Source organism: Kribbella sp. C-35 (assembly GCF_046549195.1).
Classification (GTDB): Bacteria; Actinomycetota; Actinomycetes; order Propionibacteriales; family Kribbellaceae; genus Kribbella.
The window spans coordinates 998871-1017686 of the sequence record NZ_JAJPWG010000003.1 but is presented as its reverse complement, the minus strand read 5'-3'; the positions used below and the strand labels follow the sequence as shown (position 1 = coordinate 1017686).

20 protein-coding genes and 1 riboswitch are annotated in these 18816 nt (G+C 69.4%); of the genes, 9 read left to right on the top strand and 11 right to left on the bottom strand.

The features are described 5' to 3' along the window. Window positions 1-53 precede the first annotated feature (53 nt). Entirely contained in the window at window positions 54-1277 is a 1224-nt protein-coding gene (locus tag ACLJOO_RS24805; RefSeq protein ID WP_410789758.1) for a hypothetical protein, read from the top strand. A 55-nt stretch (window positions 1278-1332) separates the two neighbouring features. Here the strand turns inward: ACLJOO_RS24805 and ACLJOO_RS24800 are convergent, their stop codons facing one another. The 8 genes from ACLJOO_RS24800 to ACLJOO_RS24765 all read right to left on the bottom strand — a co-directional run bounded on the left by ACLJOO_RS24800 (window position 1333) and on the right by ACLJOO_RS24765 (window position 8723). Next, window positions 1333-2100 (bottom strand): alpha/beta hydrolase fold domain-containing protein, encoded by a 768-nt coding sequence (locus tag ACLJOO_RS24800; RefSeq protein ID WP_410789757.1) that lies wholly within the window; start codon window positions 2098-2100, stop codon window positions 1333-1335. A 67-nt stretch (window positions 2101-2167) separates the two neighbouring features. Then, the gene (locus ACLJOO_RS24795) at window positions 2168-3184 is read right to left on the bottom strand and encodes a zinc-dependent alcohol dehydrogenase family protein (protein ID WP_410789756.1); all 1017 of its coding nucleotides are present in this window, start codon (window positions 3182-3184) and stop codon (window positions 2168-2170) included. Window positions 3185-3197: 13 nt separating this feature from the next. Then, window positions 3198-3581: a VOC family protein gene (locus tag ACLJOO_RS24790; protein WP_410789755.1), complete on the bottom strand. Its 384-nt coding sequence runs from the start codon at window positions 3579-3581 to the stop codon at window positions 3198-3200. Between the two features lie 55 nt (window positions 3582-3636). Next, window positions 3637-3912 carry a ubiquitin-like small modifier protein 1 gene (locus ACLJOO_RS24785; RefSeq protein WP_130383007.1) on the bottom strand — a complete coding sequence of 92 codons (276 nt, stop codon included), beginning with the start codon at window positions 3910-3912 and terminating at the stop codon, window positions 3637-3639. Next, window positions 3909-5171 (bottom strand): threonine synthase, encoded by a 1263-nt coding sequence (thrC, locus tag ACLJOO_RS24780; protein ID WP_130383009.1) that lies wholly within the window; start codon window positions 5169-5171, stop codon window positions 3909-3911. Before thrC ends, ACLJOO_RS24785 begins: the two co-directional genes overlap by 4 nt. 13 nt (window positions 5172-5184) lie before the next feature. Beyond that, a riboswitch (SAM riboswitch) is annotated at window positions 5185-5328 on the bottom strand. Between the two features lie 65 nt (window positions 5329-5393). Next, a complete protein-coding gene (locus ACLJOO_RS24775) occupies window positions 5394-6359 on the bottom strand; it encodes a helix-turn-helix domain-containing protein (RefSeq protein ID WP_410789754.1) in 966 nt (321 codons plus the stop codon). 155 nt (window positions 6360-6514) lie between these two features. After that, window positions 6515-7753: a cation:proton antiporter gene (locus ACLJOO_RS24770; RefSeq protein ID WP_410789753.1), complete on the bottom strand. Its 1239-nt coding sequence runs from the start codon at window positions 7751-7753 to the stop codon at window positions 6515-6517. A 22-nt stretch (window positions 7754-7775) separates the two neighbouring features. After that, complete coding sequence (locus tag ACLJOO_RS24765) at window positions 7776-8723, bottom strand: DNA-3-methyladenine glycosylase family protein (protein ID WP_410789752.1); 948 nt, start codon at window positions 8721-8723, stop codon at window positions 7776-7778. 228 nt (window positions 8724-8951) lie between these two features. Here ACLJOO_RS24765 and ACLJOO_RS24760 point away from each other — a divergent pair, with 228 nt between their 5' ends. Further along, window positions 8952-9419 (top strand): hypothetical protein, encoded by a 468-nt coding sequence (locus ACLJOO_RS24760; protein ID WP_410789751.1) that lies wholly within the window; start codon window positions 8952-8954, stop codon window positions 9417-9419. On the opposite strand, the gene otsB is transcribed toward ACLJOO_RS24760, so the two are convergent. From otsB to ACLJOO_RS24745, 3 genes are all read right to left on the bottom strand, one after another. Next, window positions 9385-10218 carry a trehalose-phosphatase gene (otsB, locus tag ACLJOO_RS24755; RefSeq protein WP_410789750.1) on the bottom strand — a complete coding sequence of 278 codons (834 nt, stop codon included), beginning with the start codon at window positions 10216-10218 and terminating at the stop codon, window positions 9385-9387. The two genes, ACLJOO_RS24760 and otsB, sit on opposite strands and share 35 nt — an antisense overlap. Next, window positions 10215-10817, bottom strand: coding sequence for a LytR C-terminal domain-containing protein (locus ACLJOO_RS24750; RefSeq protein ID WP_410789749.1), 603 nt, complete (start codon window positions 10815-10817; stop codon window positions 10215-10217). The genes otsB and ACLJOO_RS24750 overlap by 4 nt, the downstream gene beginning before the upstream one ends. Window positions 10818-10879: 62 nt before the next feature. Then, a complete protein-coding gene (locus ACLJOO_RS24745; protein ID WP_130443900.1) occupies window positions 10880-11188 on the bottom strand; it encodes a DUF3263 domain-containing protein in 309 nt (102 codons plus the stop codon). Between the two features lie 149 nt (window positions 11189-11337). Between ACLJOO_RS24745 and ACLJOO_RS24740 the strand changes: the two genes are divergently transcribed. From ACLJOO_RS24740 to ACLJOO_RS24710, 7 genes are all read left to right on the top strand, one after another. After that, window positions 11338-12741 carry an amidase gene (locus ACLJOO_RS24740; RefSeq protein WP_410789748.1) on the top strand — a complete coding sequence of 468 codons (1404 nt, stop codon included), beginning with the start codon at window positions 11338-11340 and terminating at the stop codon, window positions 12739-12741. Further along, on the top strand, window positions 12732-13733 hold the full coding sequence (locus ACLJOO_RS24735) for a Gfo/Idh/MocA family protein (protein ID WP_410789747.1): 1002 nt from the start codon (window positions 12732-12734) through the stop codon (window positions 13731-13733). The genes ACLJOO_RS24740 and ACLJOO_RS24735 overlap by 10 nt, the downstream gene beginning before the upstream one ends. Before the next feature lie 8 nt (window positions 13734-13741). After that, window positions 13742-15139: a trehalose-6-phosphate synthase gene (locus ACLJOO_RS24730; protein WP_410789746.1), complete on the top strand. Its 1398-nt coding sequence runs from the start codon at window positions 13742-13744 to the stop codon at window positions 15137-15139. Then, window positions 15126-16553 carry an FGGY family carbohydrate kinase gene (locus tag ACLJOO_RS24725; protein WP_410789745.1) on the top strand — a complete coding sequence of 476 codons (1428 nt, stop codon included), beginning with the start codon at window positions 15126-15128 and terminating at the stop codon, window positions 16551-16553. The genes ACLJOO_RS24730 and ACLJOO_RS24725 overlap by 14 nt, the downstream gene beginning before the upstream one ends. Next, window positions 16553-16885, top strand: a complete 333-nt coding sequence (locus tag ACLJOO_RS24720) for a hypothetical protein (protein ID WP_410789744.1) — start codon at window positions 16553-16555, stop codon at window positions 16883-16885. The genes ACLJOO_RS24725 and ACLJOO_RS24720 overlap by 1 nt, the downstream gene beginning before the upstream one ends. A gap of 79 nt (window positions 16886-16964) precedes the next feature. Further along, window positions 16965-18233, top strand: a complete 1269-nt coding sequence (locus ACLJOO_RS24715) for a sensor histidine kinase (RefSeq protein WP_410789743.1) — start codon at window positions 16965-16967, stop codon at window positions 18231-18233. Then, entirely contained in the window at window positions 18136-18816 is a 681-nt protein-coding gene (locus ACLJOO_RS24710) for a response regulator transcription factor (RefSeq protein WP_410789742.1), read from the top strand. Before ACLJOO_RS24715 ends, ACLJOO_RS24710 begins: the two co-directional genes overlap by 98 nt.

Genomic DNA, 18816 nt, shown 5'->3' with positions numbered 1-18816 from the left:
AGTCGTCGGAGGACTGCCGTGAGGATCAGCTCAGGTATCGGCGGGGTTGACTGATGGCGCTGGCGGTCGGGGTCGTCGGACCCGAGGACCTGGTCCAGCGGGTGACGGTGGTCGGCGCGCCGAGCGGGACCGTGCTCGTGCCGCTGGCGTACCGGCACGAGACCGAGGCGGTCGAGCTCGTCGAGCAGGCGCAGTCCAGTGTCGACGCGTTCCTGTTCACCGGCGTCGTCCCGTACACGATCGCCACCGAAGCCGGGGTGATCGACCGCCCCGCGATGTACGTCTCGTACGACGGGGCGACCCTGCTGCGCGCTCTCGTCGAGCTCCTGCGGCTCGGCCACAACGTCACCCAGTTCTCGATCGACACGCTGCGGCGGTCCGAGGTGCTGGAGACGCTGATCGAGGCGAAGCTGCCGACCGACCAGATCCAGGTGCTGCCGTACCGGCCGGGCCTGACCTCGGACGACATCGTCGAGTTCCACCGCACGGCCCGCGAGAAGCACGACACGAAGGTCGCGATCAGCTGCCTGGGTTCGGCGTTCCACCTGATCGAGAACGAGATGCCGTCGGTGCGACTCGCGCCGTCGCGGTACTCGATCCGCTCCACCCTGCAGGCCCTGATCCTCACCACGACCGGCCAGCACGTCGGCGACGCCCAGGTCGCGCTCGGCGTCATCGATCTTCCCGAACCTGACGACGCCCTCGCCGCCGACCTCATCACGCTCGGCGGCAGCCTCGCCGCCCTCCCCGACGGCCGACACCTGGTCGTCACCACCCGCGGGCTCCTGGAGCAGGCCACGGAACAGTTCTCCCGGATGCCCCTGCTCGATCACCTAGCGGCCCGGCACAGCACGGCGTACGTCGGTTTCGGCGTCGGCCGTACGGCGGCTGAAGCCGAGGCGCTCGCCCGTCGCGCCGTGGGCCGCGCCGCCTCGATCGGTTCGGTCGCCGGGGTCGTCTCGATGTCCGACGACGTCGAGATCGTCATCGAACCCTCCGGCGACCAGCCGTCCGGCGCCCGCGGCACCGAGAGCCTCCCGCTCCTCGCCCGCCGGGTCGGCCTCAACACCCAAACCCTCGCCCGGATGCGCGAACTCACCGCTACCCTCCCGGACGGCCTCACCACCCAGGACGTCGCCGACCACCTCGCCGTCCAGCTCCGCACCGCCCGCCGAGTCCTCAAACGCCTCGAACGAGCCGGCCTAGCCGCCCCCACCGGCACCCAACAACACGGCCGCACCGGCCGCCCACCCACCGTCTACCTGATCAGGCTGTAGCGGCCGGCTTTCCGGTAAGAAGTTTGCGCCTGCTGCGAGAAATGTTCCGCAAAGGTCAGCCCAGACTCTCCTGGAAGAAGCGCGCGGCTTCGTCCGCGACGGCGTACTGATCGCCCCGCAGGTCGTGCGGCCCACCGGCGATCGGCAACAGCCGCGACCGCGCGCCGACGGCCAGCAGTGCGCGGTGGAGTGCTTCGGCCTGCTCGTACGGGACGGTCTCGTCGGCGGTGCCGTGGATGATGAGGAAGGGCGGCGCGCCGGCGCTGACGTGCGTTACCGGGCTGGCCGCGGGCAGCTGTTCGAGGTCACCCCCGACCAAGGCGGTGACCGGCGAGGGGCGGTCGATGCGCATGGCGCCGCCGGGGCGGGTGAGGTCGCTCGGGCCGCTGATCGTCACCACGGCGTGGACGTCAGCTGCCGTCGTACGCGGGGATGCGGTGAGACCTGCCAGCGCTGCGAGGTGTCCGCCTGCGGACTGCCCCCAGATGCCGATGCGATCGGGATCGACCGGCAGACCGAGTGGATTGCGTCGTAGCCAACTCAAGGCGGCCTGGATGTCGTGCAACTGGGCGGGGAAGACTGCTTGTCCGCTGTGGCGGACGGAGATCGCGACGGTCAGGAAGCCCGCGCTGGCGAGCGCCGGGTTCGCGAACGGCAGTTGCGCGGACGAGCGATCGCCGGGGCCCCAGCCTGGGCAGCCGTCGATCCGTACGACGGTTGCCAACGGGGTTGTGGATGCGGGTCCGAGTACGTCCAGGCAGAGGGCGACGCCGCCGGGGCTGCAGTAGCGGATGTCGCGCAGTTGAATGAACTCTGAAGACATCTCACGCCCTCCTTCGGGAATCCGACGAGTTGGACCGTCGCATTTCCTGGGGGCCGGGTCCAGAGCGTTATGGGGTGATGACGGTGACTCCGGCGGGGGTGCCGTTGGTGAGGGCTGCCAGGGCGGCTGGGGTTTCTTCGAGGGTGATGGTTCGGGTGATGAGTTGCTGGGGGTTGAGGTTGCCGGTGGCAACTAGGGCGAGCATCTCGGGGTAGGCGTGGGCGGGCATGCCGTGGCTGCCGAGCCAGGTGAGTTCCTGGCCGATGAGGCGGCCTACGTCGAGGTTGACGCCGGAGGGGAGAAGCCCGATCTGGACGTGGCGTCCGCGGGGGCGGAGGGATTGGAGCGCTTGCTGGACGACGTCGTTGGAGCCGAGCGCGTCGATGGTGACATGCGCGCCGCCCAGGTCATGGATCTGCGCGACGGTTTCTGCCGACGCGTGGATCGCGTGTACGGCGCCGTACTCGCGGGCCAGGTTCAACGCCTCGGAGTTGGTGTCGATCGCGATCACCTCGGCGCCGAGGGCCGACGCGATCATGACCGCTGATAGACCTACGCCACCGCAGCCGAACACGGCCACGCGTTCGCCCGCCACGACCTGTCCTACCTGGTGCACAGCGCGGAACGACGTGGCGAAGCGGCAGCCCAGGCCCGCGGCACTAGCGAAGTCCATGTCGTCGGGCAGTCGCACCAGGTTCACAGCGGCGTACGGCACAGCGACGTACTCGGCGAACGAACCCCAGTAGTTGAACCCAGGCTGGAGCTGGTTGGGACAGACCTGCTGATTGCCCTCCAGGCATTGCTCGCACGCACCGCACGCGCAGATGAACGGCGTCGTGACTCGGTCCCCGACCGCCCACCCAGTGACGCCGGAGCCGACCGCGGCGATTGTCCCAGCAAGCTCATGCCCCGGGACATGCGGCAGCACGATGTCGGAGTCGTGCCCCATCCACCCATGCCAGTCGCTACGACACAGCCCGGTGGCCTCGACCTTCAAAACCACCGAACCGTCCGCAACCGCAGGCTCCGCAACCTCACGAACCTCAGGCAGTACCCCGTACTCCGAGATGACAACAGCACGCATCGCAGCAGCTTAATCAGCCGACGCAGAACTCGTTGCCCTCGGGATCCTGCATCACGATGTGGCCCAACTCGGGACCGTAGAAGTCCTCGCGGATCTGAACCGCGCCGAGGTCGACCAGCGCGGCGGCCTTCGTCCGCATGCGGTCGGCGGACGCGGCGTCCCGCGGACCGCGCCCGGCCACCCGGATGTCGAGGTGCAGGCGGTTCTTGGCGGTCTTGGGTTCCGGGACGTGCAGGAAGCCGATCGCGGGGCCGAGGTCATCGGGATCCACGATCGAGGCACCGTGCTCGTCGTTGTCGTACCCAGGTTCGAGGATGTAGCCGAGCGCGGCGGCCCAGAATTCGGCAAGCCGCAGCGGATCGGCCGCAACGCCGCTGATCGTCCATTTCGTCGCCATGACAGGCGACCCTAGACCCGGTTCCGGACGAACGACGACCGGAACCGGGGACGGCTCAGCCGCCGGCGACCGCGGGGATGATCGAGACCTGGCCGCCGTCCTTGATCGTGGTCTGCAGGCCGTCGGCGAACCGTACGTCGTCATCGTCGACGTACACGTTCACGAACCGGCGCAGCTCACCCGAGTCGTCCAGCACGCGGCCCTTGATCCCCGGGTACGACGCGTCGAGCGAGTCGAGCACCTCGGTGAGGGTCGCGCCCTCGGCGGACACCTCGGACACGCCCTGGGTGTAGGGCCGCAGGATGGTCGGGACGCGAACGCTCACACTCACTGCAGGCCTGCCTTCACGAAGGCGTCGTACGACGCGGGGATGGTCACCTTGGGGCCGACCCGGTCGGCCACGGCGTCGAGCGTCTTGAGCCCGTCGCCGGAGTTGATGATGACGGTCTCGGCCTCGGGGTCGAGCTGCCCGGTCGCGATCAGCTTCTTCAGCGTCGCGACGGTCACCCCGCCCGCGGTCTCGGCGAAGATGCCCTCGGTCCGGGCCAGCAACTGGATGCCCTCGACGACCTCTTCGTCACTGACGTCCTCGATCGCGCCACCGGTACGGCGGGCGACGTCCAGGACATAGGGCCCGTCGGCCGGGTTGCCGATCGCCAGCGACTTCGCGATCGTGTCCGGCTTCACCGGCTTGACCACGTCGTGGCCGTCGCGGAACGCCTGTGCGACGGGCGAGCAGCCGGTCGCCTGCGCGCCGTAGATCTTGTAGTCGGTCGCGTCGACGAGACCGAGCTTGCCGAGCTCCGTGAAGCCCTTGTCGATCTTGGTCAGCTGCGAACCCGACGCGACCGGGATCACGACCTGCTGCGGAATCCGCCAGCCGAGTTGCTCGGCGATCTCGAACGCGAGGGTCTTGGAGCCTTCGGAGTAGTACGGGCGGACGTTCACGTTCACGAACGCCCAGCCCTCCTCCTCACCGGCGATCTCGGAGGCCAGCTTGTTCACGTCGTCGTAGTTGCCGTCGACGGCGACCAGCGTCCCGCCGTACACGGCGGTGGTGATGATCTTGGCGCGCTCGAGGTCCTTCGGGATGAAGACGACCGAGCGGATGCCGGCGCGGGCCGCGGCCGCGGCGACCGCGTTGGCCAGGTTGCCGGTGGAGGGGCAGGCGAAGACCTTCATGCCCAGCTCGCGGGTCGCGCTCAGCGCGGAGGCGACCACTCGGTCCTTGAACGAGTGCGTCGGGTTACCGGAGTCGTCCTTCACCCAGAGCTTCTTGAGCCCGAGCTCGCGGGCCAGGTTCTGCGCGTCGACGAGCCGGGTGTAGCCGGGCTCGGTGTTCGGGAAGCTGGCCACGTCCACGGGGACGGGCAGCAGCGGCTGGTACCGCCAGATGTTCTTGGGACCGGCCTCGATCTGCTCGCGGGTGATGGTCGGGTACTCGTACCCGACCTCGAGCGGACCGAAGCACTCCATACAGGCATAGAACGGGCCGAGCGGCGACTTCGCCCCACAGGCGCGACAGCTCAGGTGCGTACCGTTGCCGAAGGCACCTTCACGGATCGTGTGGGTGGCGGCGGTCAGGCTCATGAGTGAGGTTCCCCTCTCATCTTCCCCGCGAACACCGGATCTCGGCGGCGGGACGGATTTGGCACCGTTCCACCGCGAGACGCCCCGGGCGGGGGCTCGACGGGGAGGGTTGCCGGGACTTCAACGGGCCGTTTCCCTCAGTCCCTCTGGATGAGCTCCCCCGAGATTACCCAATCGGGTCCATATTGTGTCCTGTGATCCCACCATCCGAGACCGCCGATCTCAGCTGTGGCGGCGCTCACGGAAAGTACGACGGTACGCCGACGGCGACGTTCGGAGCTGCTTCGCGAAGTGGTGCCGGAGCGTCACCGGGGTAGCGAAGCCGGCCGCCACCGCGATCTCCTCCACCGGCGCGTCCCCGGTCTCCAGCATGGTCAGCGCCGCCTGCACGCGCTGCGCGATCAACCACTTGCCCGGCGTCGTCCCGGTCGCCTTGACGAAGTGCCGCAGATACGTTCGTGGCGACAACCCGGCCTGCCGGGCCAGATCGGGTACGCCGATGGGCTCGGCGAGCCGCTCGAGCGCCCAGCCGAGACTCCGCGCGACCGAGGCGTCATCGGGGTCCGGCGGAACCGGGGACTCGATGTACTGCGCCTGCCCGCCGGCCCGGTACGGCTGGATCACCAACCTGCGCGCGACCGCGTTCGCCACCGCGGCACCGTGATCCTTGCGGACCAGGTGCATCGCCAGATCCAGTCCGGCGGCACAGCCCGCGCTCGTCAGCACCTGTCCGTCGTCGGTGTACAGCGGCTCCGGATCCACGAGGATCTCCGGATAGCGCTCGCGCAGGAGGTCGGCGTACCGCCAATGGGTGGTCGCGCGGCGGCCGTCGAGGAGACCGGCGGCCGCGAGCGCGAACGCACCGGAGCAGATCGACACGATCCGGGCGCCGCGCGCGTGCGCGTGCCGGAGCGCCTCGATCAGACCAGGAGAGGTCTCGGCCCGCGGATCCACGACGCTCGGTACGACGACCGTATCGGCGGCGGCGAACTCCTCGAGACCGTGCGGGCTGCTGAGCGTGGCACCGCCGATCACGCGGATCGGGTCGGGCGTCTCGGTGCAGACCTTCAGCTCGTACCAGGGCTGGTCGATGTCGGGCCACACCAGCCCGAACACCTCGATGACGATGCCGGCCTCGAACGCGGTCATACCGTCGTACGCGAGGACCGAAACGGTGGACTGAGGCATGTCAAAATCTTAGCGATAGTCGTCGTCAGCGCCACTTCTGTGGCGACGCTCCGGCTCGGACGATGGAGGCATGTTCGAAAAGCTGAAGGAATTCGCCGCCGGAGTCCACGCCGCCGCCGCGATCCGCCACGGCCTCGAGCCGCCGGATGCAGCGCTCACGAACGCCGGTCGTCGAGCATCCGCATCAGCGGGGTCGCGGCAACGCCGTGCACGAGCACACTCAGGACGACGGTGAAACCGACAGTCGCCCACAGCCACGGCAGATCGGTGCGGAAGTCGGCGCCGGCGTACGCGAGATAGAACACCGACCCGACCCCACGGACCCCGAACGCGGCCGTCACCCAACGCTCGGAGCGGCGCAGCGGGGTTCGGGCCAACGAGATCCACGCGGTCACCGGACGAACCACCAGCACCAGCAGCGACCCGAGCGCGACGCCGGCGAAGGTCAGCGGCGCGAGCAGGCCGGCCGTGATCGCCACTCCGAGCAGCAGCAGGATCCCCCAGGTGAGGATGTGCTCGAGCTGCTCGACGAACCCGTGCAGCTCCTCGTGGAAGTCGTGACTTCGCTCGGCTGCACGCAGTGTCAGCGCCGCGACGAAGACCGCGATGAATCCATAGCCGTGCAGCACCTGCGCCAGACCGTAGACGCCGAGCGTCATCGCGAGCGCCAGTACGGGCTCCCGCGAGTCAGCCAGCCGGAAGGTTCGCGACGGTGCGTCGAACGTCATCTTGCCGAGCAACCACCCCACGCCGACGCCGACGGCAACGCCGATCACCGTCCGGCCGACCAAGTCCCAGGCGAACCACTCGAACGCCCAGTGACCCACCGCGCCCTTGGTGGCCAGGAACACCGCGGCGTACACGAACGGGAAGGCAAGGCCGTCGTTCAGACCGGCCTCTGAGGTGAGGGCAAAACGAACCTCGTCGTCTTCCTCCGGCTCGGCGCCCGCGCCGGTCGTCGGCCCCTGGACCTGAACGTCCGAGGCCAGCACCGGATCGGTCGGGGCGAGGACGGCGGCGAGCAACAGAGCGGTCGCAGGCGCCAGCCCGAGCAACCATCCGGCGCCGGCGATCGCGGCGATACAGGCCGGCATCGCGACCAGCAGCAGGCGCCACGTCACCGTCCATCGGCGCCATCCGATCGGCCGGTCGATCGCCAGCCCGACGCCCATCAACGCGACCAGGATCGTCAGCTCGGCAAAGTGCTTCGTGAGGCCTGGCTCGGCGATCGGACTCAACCGGTGGCGGTCGACCGCCAGGCCCAGCAGCAGACCGGCACCGAGGAACGCGATCGGCGCGGAGACGGCATACCGGCGGAGCAGGCGCGGCAGGACGGCACCGAGCAGCAGTGCCAGGCCGGCCACAAGGTACAGGCCGTCCCCGTTGATTGTCATGGTGCTGGACCAGTGCCCCGGGCTACCTCAAGCGATGCGTTGCGCCCGGCGTATGGGTGGGAAGCGACTTGCGGGGGCCGTAGCGCGGGTGGCCGATGCCGGTGAGCTCCAGCAGGCGCTGGACGCGGAAGCGGTGGCCGCGGTACGGCTCGATCAGTTCGGCGCAGCCGTCGTCGTCGAGCTCCTCGCCGATCAGCGCGTACGACACGTTCCGCGACACGTGATAGTCCGCGAACGAGAACGCGTCCGCGTCCCCGTGAGCCCGCTGCCGTACCTCGGCCGCCGTCCACACCCCGACCCCGGGCAGCGACCGCAGCGCGCGCTCGATGGCCTCGGACTCGGTCAGCTCCAGCGTCCGCTCCAAAGCGCGGGCCCGCGTCGCCGCCGTGATCACCACCCGCGACCGCCGGCCCTCGACACCCGCCCGCAGCCACTGCCACGACGGGATCTGCCGCCACTCCTCGGGCGCCGGCGGCACCATCATCACCCGGCCGCCTTGCTGATTCGGCCCCGGCGCAGGCTCGCCGTACTCACGCAGCAACAACCGCCACGCCCGGAACGCCTCCTTGCCGGTCACCACCTGCTCGATCCCGGCCGCCGCCATCGCCTCGAACACCGCCCGCGTCCGCGGCACCCGCACATGCGGGAACCGCCGCGCCGCGTCCACCAGCGCCCGATGCTCCGGCAACGGCTCGAACCCGTCCCAGCTGTCCCGCTCCCCCAGCAACTCCGGCACCCCGTCGAGCGCCCAGTCCGCCCCCGGCCCCCAAGCCTCCGCCTCGACAAACCCGGCGTACGGCGTCAACCGCAACAACACCGCCCCGTCCGGAGTCCGCGTAGCCCGCCACACAGTCCGCCGCCTCGCATCGAACACATACGCCGGATCCCCAGGCCCCTTCCGCAATCCCCCGATCACCGAGTGCGGATCCACCACCCGCCCAGCCCGCCAAACCCGCACCACCGAACTCACCGCCCCAGTCTGACCCACCCCACCGACAACCAGGCACGGGACCGGGTACGCGATGGTGGGTTTCGCCGGCCGCGTCGGTGTCGTCTGGTGAACCTCCACGCAGGCAGAACCCACCCTCCGAGGGTGTTTCGGCCCGGTTTTCGGGGTTCTGCCTGCCTGCACGAACACCTGGTGCGGGCCATGTCCTAAGAATTGAGACATTGGGACATCGGCTCGATACTGAGCGGTATGACCGCCTGGCAGTGGATGAAGCTCGTGGGCAACTTCCTGAACCTGTCGACCCTCGCCGGGGCGGTGGTCGGGGTTCTGGGGCGGGCGACGTTCAGTCGGGGGCCTCGGGGGTTGTTCTTTGCGAACGGGTACAAGCTCGGGTTTCCGGTGGCGGGGGCGTTCACGATCGGGAATGTCGTGCTGAGCAAGCACGAGCGGACTTACTTCGACAACCCGGCGCTCGTCCGGCACGAGGAGCGGCATTCGTGGCAGTACTTCTGCCTGATCGGGCTGCCGATGCTCCCGATGTACGTCGTGGCCGTGGTCGTCTCGTTCCTGCTCACCGGGGATCCGGCGTCGCGGAATCCGTTCGAGCGGCTCGCCGACCTGAAGGAAGGCGGGTACGTCGAGCGCCCGATCCAGCCGATCGGGAAGACCGTGACGCAGGCGTTCAGCGTGCTGAGATCGCGTCCGAAAGGGCCGTGAGGACGGTCACCACGCCGCTCGGGTCGTCGACGACGATGTCCGCGGCCTCGATCAGCTCGGTCGCGTTCGAGGACCGCGTCGCGAGCAGTACGCCGCGCAGTCCGGTCACCCGCTGCGCCTGGATCGCCCGGTACGCCGACAGGTCGCCCAGGTCGTCCCCGGCGTACAGGATCGACCGCGCGCCGGTCGACTCGATCAGGCGGCTGAGCGCGACGCCCTTGTCGATGCCGGGCGGCCGCAGCTCGAGCACCAGGTTGCCCGGCTCCAACCGCAGCCCGGTCTCCTGAGCCAACGCGGTCAACGGCGCCCGCAGCAGTTCGAGAGCCCCGACGGGATCCTCCAGCCGACGCGTGTGCACAGCCAGCGAGCTTTCCTTGTCCTCCACGAACGCGTCCGGTACGCCGACCTCGCGCAGCAGCCCCGGCAACCGGTCCCGAGCCGTCGTGACGCCCTCCGGCACCGGCTCGCTCGTCACCTTGCCGGTCGAGGCCTCCCAGCGCTCCAGCCCGTAGTGCCCGAGTACGACGAGACTCCCGAGCCCCGGGTGACCGCTCACCCCGGACAGCTCGGTGGCGACCAGTGCAGGCCGACCGGTGACGATCGCGACCTGGTTCACGGTCCGGGCGAGCCGGGCCAGCGCGTCCAGGGCGCCTTCGACCGGGCGGGACCGCGCCGGGTCCTCGACGAGCGGCGAGAGTACGCCGTCGAAGTCGGACGAGATCACCGCGGTCGACGGGTCGGAGACGATGGCTTCCCAGCCTTCTCGTCCCGCGTCGGTCTGGATGACCGGAGTGCTCATCCGGTGTAGTCCGACGTCAGGATCACGGTCAGGCGATCCTTCTTCATGTTGTCCAGTGCGCCCTTGGACCGGCCGATGCCGAGGTCGTGGGCGAGCTGGTTGGCGGCGTCGAGCATGCCGGGCGGGTAGTACACCGTGCTCTCGGCGACCTTGCCGTGCCAGTTGTCCGGCGACCCGGACACGGTCCAGCCGGCCTGCCGGGCGCGGCTCGCGACGGTGTCGGCGAGCCCCTTGCGCGGCGTGTTGTTGTAGACCTCGATCGCCGGGCGCTCCTCGGCCGGGATCGTCACCGGCTGCTGCGTCGGCTGGGTCGGCTGTGTCGTTGCCGGCGGCTGCGAGGTCTGGGGCGGCGCGGTCGACGGCGGCTGGGTGCTAGGCGGAGGCGGCGGCGCGCTGGTCTCCTCGGTAGAAGGCTTCGTCGACGGTCTCGGCACGCTGGCGCCGACGGTCGACGGCCCCGAGGAGGGCTTCGCCGACGGCTTGGGCGAAGCGCCGGTCGGCTCGTCGGCCTTGCTGTCGCTCCCGCGGGTCCCGAACAGCACCAGCAGCCCGGCCACGATCGCGACGACGGCAGCCACAGCGACGAGCGAAGACAGCACCTGCCCCTGCTCGCCCCGCGGGCGTGGGGCAGCGAGGCACGCCCTGAGGCGGCGGGACATGGTCAGACCTCGATGCCCAGTCGGCGAGCGGAGCGGGCGCGCTGACGGGCCGCGCGGAGGCGGCGCAGGCGCTTGACCAGCAGCGGGTCGTGCGCGAGGGCCTCAGGGCGGTCGATGAGCGCGTTCAGGACCTGGTAGTACCGGGTGGCCGACATCTGGAACTGGTCCCGGATCGCCTGTTCCTTCGCGCCGGCGTACTTCCACCAGTGACGCTCAAAAGCCAGGATCTGGCCGTCCCTCTCAGAGAGTCCGGCAACGGCCGGCGGCGCAGCTTCGGCGGGGCCGGAAGAGCTGGCGTTGGCGCTGTCCATGTGCAGCTGACTCCTGTGCGGTCGGTGATCGTCCGTCCGCCTGCCACTCTACGTGCTGAACAACAGCGATGTCATTCACCGCTCGGACGACACGAAGCGTGTCGCTGACGAGACAACCGGACCTCCGCAACTCTGGCAGGATCTTGGGGGTGAGCTCAACTCTTTCCAGCGTGGCGCTGGTGGAGGAGCTGCAGGGGCGGATTCGTGAGGTCGACCCGTCGGTCAACGCCATCTGCACGCCGAACCCCGCCGCCCTCACCGAAGCCGCCCGTCTCGATACCGAGCGTGACGACGGGCGGGTCCGTGGGCCGCTGCACGGCGTACCGGTGCTGGTCAAGGACAACGTCGACACCGCCGACCTGCCGACCACGGCCGGCTCGCTGGCGCTGGCCGACCAGCCACCGCCGCCGGACGACGCCCCGCTGGTACGGCGGTTGCGCGCGGCGGGCTGCGTGATCCTGGGGAAGACGAACCTGAGCGAGTGGGCGAATTTCCGCGGCTCGGCGTCCTCGTCCGGCTGGAGCGCGTACGGCGGCCTCACCCGCAACCCGTACGCGCTGAACCGCTCGGCCGGCGGCTCCTCGTCCGGCTCGGGCGCAGCCGTCGCGGCGGGACTGGCGGACTACGCGATCGGTACCGAGACCAACGGCTCCATCGTTTGCCCGGCCGCGCTGAACGGCGTCGTCGGCGTCAAGCCCACGGTCGGACTGGTCCCGCAGCAGGGCATCGTCCCGATCTCGCACTCGCAGGACACCGCCGGGCCGATGACCAAGACGGTTACCCAGGCGGCTGCACTGCTCTCGGTCCTCACCGGCGGCCAGACGGACTACACCGAGGCCTGCCGCGGCACGGACCTCAGCAACGTGCGCATCGGCGTACCGCGCGGTCCCCTGTGGGGCTACTCGACCGGCCTGGACCAGGTCACCGAGAGAGCGCTGGAGCTCCTCAGCCAGTGCGGAGCCACGCTGGTCGACCACCTGTCGTTGCCGACACCAGGCGGCGACGAGGACCAGCTACAGGTCCTCTCACACGAGCTGAAGGTCGACATGGCGGCGTACCTCGCTACCCGCGCGCCCGGCGGCCCGCAGACGCTGGACGATCTCATCGAGTTCAACAAGAAGCATGCGGACCAGGAGCTGCAGTGGTTCGGGCAGGAGCTGTTCGAACGTGCCGCTGCCACCGACGGCCTCAGCTCCCCCGTGTACGTCGCCGCGCGCCTGACCGCACTGCGCGCCGGCCGCGACGGCATCGACAACCTGCTCCACGACAACCAGCTCGACGCTCTGGTGTCCCCGGCGTACTCACCGGCCTGGGCGATCGACCTGGTGAACGGCGATCACGTGCTCGGCAGCTCCTCGTCGCACGCGGCTCTGGCCGGTTATCCGCTGCTGTCGGTCCCGTCCGGAATGGTCTCTGGACTACCCGTCGGGCTCACGATCAGCGGTACGGCGCGAAGTGAGGTCACGCTCATTCGCTTGGCGCACGCCTTCGAAACCGCGAGAATCGCAGCAGACGGACCGTTCCCGACCCCGGAGTTCAGACAGTGGGTATAGATCGCGTCAGGTGGGGAATCGTTGCGACCGGCAACATATCGACCCAGTTCACACACGATCTCGGGCTGCTCCCGGACGACGCCGTCGCGACCGCGGTGGCGTCCCGTTCTCAGGACAGCGCCAACAAGTTCGCCGCCGAGTTCGGCATCCCGCACGCGTACGACGACTACCGCCGGCTGATCGACTCCGGCGAGGTCGACGTGATCTACATCGGTACGCCGCATCCGCAGCACTACGCCATCGCCCGTACGGCGTTGCAGGCCGGCATCGCCGTACTGTGCGAAAAACCCGTCACGCTGACCGCCTCACAGGCCCGGGACCTGATCGCGGTCGCCGCCGAGCACAACACGCTGTTCGCCGAGGCGATGTGGATGCGCACCAATCCGGTGATCCAGGCGCTCTTCAAGGACCTGGAAAGCGGCGTGATCGGCGAGCCGCAGCAAGTCGTTGCGGACTTCGCGTTCCACAAACCTTCATTGCCGGTTCGCCTGCTCGACCCGGCGCTCGGGGGAGGCTCGCTGATGGACGGCGGCATCTACCCGATGACGTTCGCGTATCTGGCGCTCGGCCGTCCGGCGGAGGTGAAGGCAGTCGGTGCGCTCAACGACGACGGCGTCGACCTGAACGTCGCGATGGCTTGGCGGTACGAGTCCGGCGCGGTCGCCGCGCTGACCTGCGGCCTGCGGTCCCAGAACCCGTGGGTCGCGTCGATCAGCGGCCCGGACGGCAACCTGCAGCTTCCGCACCGTTTCCACCATCCCGAGTACTACGTGCGCACGACCGCTTCCGGAGCGGAGCGGATCGACGTACCGACGCATGGCCGTGGGTACCACTATGAGGCGGCAGAAGTGATGCGTGCACTGCGCCAGGGACTGATCGAGATTCCGGCTCTTCCCCACGCCGGCACGCTCGAGATTCTCGAACTGCTCGACGAGACCCGGAGCCAGATCGGGGTGCGCTACCCCGGTGACGACGACGACCTGAGTGGATGACGCTGAACATGCCGAACGGTAGGAGTTCCTTCGTAGTGGTGGCCAACCGGCTGCCGGTCGACCGGACCGAGATGCCCGACGGCAGTACGGCGTGGCGCCGGAGTCCAGGCGGACTCGTCACGGCGCTGGCGCCGGTGATGCAGGGACACCACGGGGCCTGGATCGGCTGGACCGGGAGCCCGGACGAGAAGGTGGACCCCTTCGACAACGATGGGATGCACCTGGTCCCGGTGATGCTGTCGGCCGAGGACGTGCAGCTGTACTACGAGGGTTTCTCCAACGCGACGCTCTGGCCGCTGTACCACGACGTGATCGTGGCGCCGGAGTTCCACCGCGAGTGGTGGGAGTCGTACGTCGCGGTGAACCGGCGGTTCGCGGAGGCCGCCGCGGAAGCCGCCGACGACAACGCCGACGTCTGGGTGCACGACTACCAGCTGCAGCTCGTTCCCGCCATGCTCCGCCGGCTGCGTCCCGACGTACGGATCGGGTTCTTCCTGCACATCCCGTTCCCGCCGACCGAGCTGTTTGCGCAGATGCCGTGGCGGCGGCAGATCCTGGACGGGCTGATGGGCGCGGACCTGGTCGGTTTCCAGCGGCCCGGCGCGGCGTCGAACTTCGCCCGACTGGCCCGCAACCGGATGGGCCTGCGCACCCGCGGCGACCGGATCCATCTGCCCGACGACCGGATCGTCCGGGCGAAGGCGTTCCCGATCTCGATCGACGTCAACGAGCTGGAGAAGCTCGCCCGGCAGCCGGAGACGACGGCCCGCGCGGCCGAGATGCGGCAGGAAGTCGGCAACCCGACGCACATCCTGCTCGGCGTCGACCGGCTCGACTACACCAAAGGCATCCGGCAACGGCTGCGGGCTTTCGGCGAACTGCTGGACGAGAAGCGGATCTCGGTCGACGACGCGGTGTTCATCCAGGTCGCGACGCCGTCCCGGGAACGCGTCGAGCAGTACCGCGTACTGCGCGACGAGATCGAGCTGCTGGTCGGGCGGATCAACGGCGAGCACGGCCGGATCGGTACGCCGGCGATCAACTACCTGCACACGTCGTACTCGCGGACCGAGATGGCCGCGCTGTTCCGGGCCGCGGACGTTGCGGTCGTGACGCCGTTGCGGGACGGGATGAACCTGGTCGCGAAGGAGTACGTGTCGACGCGGTACGACGACACCGGCGCGCTGGTGCTGAGCGAGTTCGCCGGGGCGGCGGACGAGTTCCGGCAGGCGTTCCTGGTGAACCCGCACGACATCAACGGGATGAAGGACACGATCGTCGACGCGATGAACACCGACGACCGGCAGCTCGGCCGGCGGATGAAGGCGATGCGCAAGCACCTCGCGGCGCACGACGTGAACATCTGGGCCCAGAACTTCCTCAAGGCATTGCATGACGAAGACTGACGAGCGCGTCCTTGCGCTCGACCTCGGTACGTCGTCGGCGCGGGCACTCGTCCTCTCCTCGGAAGACGCGGCACCGATCCCCGGCGCGCTGGCGAGGCACAAGATCTCACCGACGTACGGCCACGACGGCTCGGCGACGCTCGACCTGCACGAGTACGTCGAAGGCCTGCTCGGGTGCCTGGACGAGCTCGAGCAGAACGGTCACCTGGACGGCATCGGCGCGATCGTGCTGTCCTCGCAATGGCACTCGATCGTTGCTCTTGACAACAAGGGCGGCGCGCGCACGCCGGTGATCACGTGGGCCGACACGCGCTCGGTCGACCTCGGTCTCGGTCCGTCGTTCGACGAGCAGGCGTTCCACGCGCGCACCGGCACCTGGCTGCACCGGCTGTACTGGACCCGCCGGATCCCGTGGCTCCTCTCGGACGACTCCCCGGCCGCCTTCGCCGGCCTGCCCGACCTGGTGCTGGAGCGCCTGACCGGCGAACGCGTCACGTCCGTCTCGATCGCGTCCGGGACCGGCACGCTGGATCTCGCGACCGGTGCGTACGACGCCGAGGCGCTGGAGATCGCGGGCGTGACGGCCGACCGGTTGCCGCCGATCGTGCCGACCGGTTGGACGGGCACGTTGTCCAAAGAGTACGAACGCCGCTGGCCCGGGCTGGTCGGCGTACCCGTGCATCCGCCGACCGGTGACGGCGCAGCATCCAACGTCGGCACGGGCGGGTACGACGCCGGCGTCGCAGCGGTGACCGTTGGTACGTCGGCCGCCGTACGCGTCGTGCATCCGATCGAGAACGCGCCTGAGCTGCCGTGGGAGCTGTGGCGGTACCGGGTCGACGACAAGCGGGCCGTGACCGGTATGGCGTTCTCCGCCGCCGGGAACCTGCACGCCTGGCTGACCGGCGTACTGCGGCTGGAGTCCGACGAACCGACCGACGTCGAGATCGGCGCGACGCACGCGATCGCGATCCCGTTCATGGCCGGCACCAGGCCGCCCGCCGTGGTGCCCGGCGGATCCGGCGTGTACTTCGGCCTGTCGTTCGACGACAGCCCCGCCGACCTGCTCGCGGCCGCGCTCCAAGGCGCGTCGCTCGAGATCGACCGCGGGCTGCGGATCCTCGACTCGTTGTTCGGGCAGGAGCTGGACGTTGTCCTTGGCGGCGGCGGGATCGACGCCTCCGAGTGGTGGCGCCGCTGCCTGACCGCGACCTTCGCCCGCCCGACGACGGTTTGTGCCGAGGCCGAGGTCGGCGCGCGGGGCGCTGCGGCCGTAGCCCTCGGCCTGTCCCCCGAGCCGGGTGGTGAGCATCTCACTCCAGACCCCGCCGCGGCCGACCGGGTCGCAGCACAGCGACCACGCTACGAGCGGCTACGCGAGCTTGCTGTCCAAGCGTCACAGGAGGTCCGCTGATGCCGTACACAACCGACATGGAGCTGATGCTCGACACCGACCCCGTACAGATCGGCGGCAGCCTCTTCGCCGCGGTCTTCGCAGGTGTCAAGCTCGGTGGCCAGGTCGCGTCCGGCAAGGTTCGTAAAGAGCTCCGCGCCCGGTTCGGCAACCCGCGGTGGTCCGACCCGGACGGCGAGGTCTACGACGCCGTGGTTCTCCAGACCATCCTGCTGTGGGAACGCGCGCTGGTAGCGGGCCGCACCTACGGCGGCCCCCTGCTCCTCCTCCCGCGCGGCAGCCGCCTCCTCACCACACCCGACCCGGTCGCCGCACTCCGCGAGTTCCTCTGACCTGTACTGCGCTTGCGGTACGGCGGGCATACGGCCGCAGGACGACGCGATCCTTCGGGCGGACACGTACTGTGAAGGAATGGAACGGCTCATCAGGTTCTGCCGTGCCTGCAGGCGGCACCCGCTGGCGCTGGACCTCGCTCTTGCCCTCGCGATCCTGCTGATCAATCTGCTGGTGCCGGGCGGCAAGCACGTCGGTGAGCGGATCGAGCTGAACGCGACGGTGGTGATTCTGGCCGTCGCGGGTGCGGTCGCGCTCACGTTCCGGCGGCTGGCGCCGCTCGCGGTACTGGTGGTCACCACGGGTGTCGCGGCTGCTTTCGTGATCGCCGAGCAGGCCAAGAGCCCGATCGTGGTGTTCATGGGCGTCGCGGTCTACACGGTCGTGATGTCGAAGGACCGGCTGACCCGCTCGGTCGCGGTGATCGGCACCGCCCTGGTCACGCTGACCGTCGAGGTCTTGTTCGTCGGCGGTGATGTCCTCGACAACCTCGGTCTGGTCTTCTTCGTGCTGTTCTCGGGCGCGATCGGCGAGGCGGTGCGGAACCGCCGGGCGTACCTGCAGGAACTCGAGGAGCGCGCGCTGCGGGCGGAGCGGTCGCGGGACGAGGAGGCGCAGCGGCGGGTCATCGAGGAGCGGCTGCGGATCGCACACGAGCTCCACGACGTGATCGCGCACCACATCGCACTGATGAACGTGCAGTCCGGCGTCGCGGCCCATGTACTTCGGACTCAGCCCGAGGAGGCGGAACAAGCCCTGGCCCTGGTGCGCTCCGGCGGCCGCACCGTGCTCCAGGAGCTGACAGTGCTCCTCGGCGTACTGCGGCGGTCCGGCTCGCCGTTGCCCACGGCCCCCGCACCGTCCCTGCAAGAACTGGACACCCTCATCCACTCCTTCACCGCAGCCGGCATGAAGGTCGACTGGACACCACTTGTGTCCCCGGGCGCACTCCCGGACGTCATAGAACTCACGGCGTACCGCATCGTCCAGGAGTCCCTCACCAACGTCCTCAAACACGCACCTGGTGCGTCCGCCCGCGTCCGCATCACTCGCGGCGCGGACGGCCTGACTGTCGAAGTCACCGATACCGGTGCCACGGTCGGGTCCACCGCTCAACCGGGTGGCGGCCACGGGCTGATCGGGATGCGAGAGCGCGTCGCCGCCGTCGGCGGCACGCTGCACACCGGGCCGGGCCCGTCGGGCGGGTTCGCCGTACATGCTGTGCTTCCTCTGGAGACGGGAGTTGTGGGTGACGATCAGGGTGTTGCTGGCGGACGATCAGACGTTGATCCGGAGCGGGTTCCGGGTGCTGGTGAGCTCAGTACCCGATCTGGAGGTCGTTGCTGAGGCGTCCAACGGGCGGGAAGCGGTCGAGCTGGCGCGGTCCGAGCGGGCCGATGTGGTGCTGATGGATATCCGGATGCCCGAGGTCGACGGCCTCGCGGCGACCCGGATGATCACCGCGGACGAGGCGCTCGCGGGCGTGAAGGTGCTGATCCTGACCACGTTCGAGGTGGACGAGTACGTGTTCGACGCGATCCGCGCCGGCGCCAGCGGCTTCCTCGGCAAGAGCGTCGAACCGGCCGAGCTGATCGACGCCATCCGCGTGGTCGCCCGCGGCGACGCGCTGCTGTCCCCGAAGGCCGTCCGCGGCCTGATGAACCGCTTCCTCGCCGAACCCAGCCCCGGCAACCCGATCGGTCCCACGGTCCTCGACGTCCTCACCGACCGCGAACGCGAGATCGTCGGCCTGGTCGCCCTCGGCCTGTCCAACGACGAGATCGCCGACCGCCTCGTGCTCTCCCCGTCGACGGCCAAGACCCACGTGAACCGCGCGATGGTGAAACTCGACTGCCGCGACCGCGCGCAGCTCGTCGTACTGGCATACCAGACCGGCCTCGTGCGTCCCGGCGTACCGCAGACGCAGTAG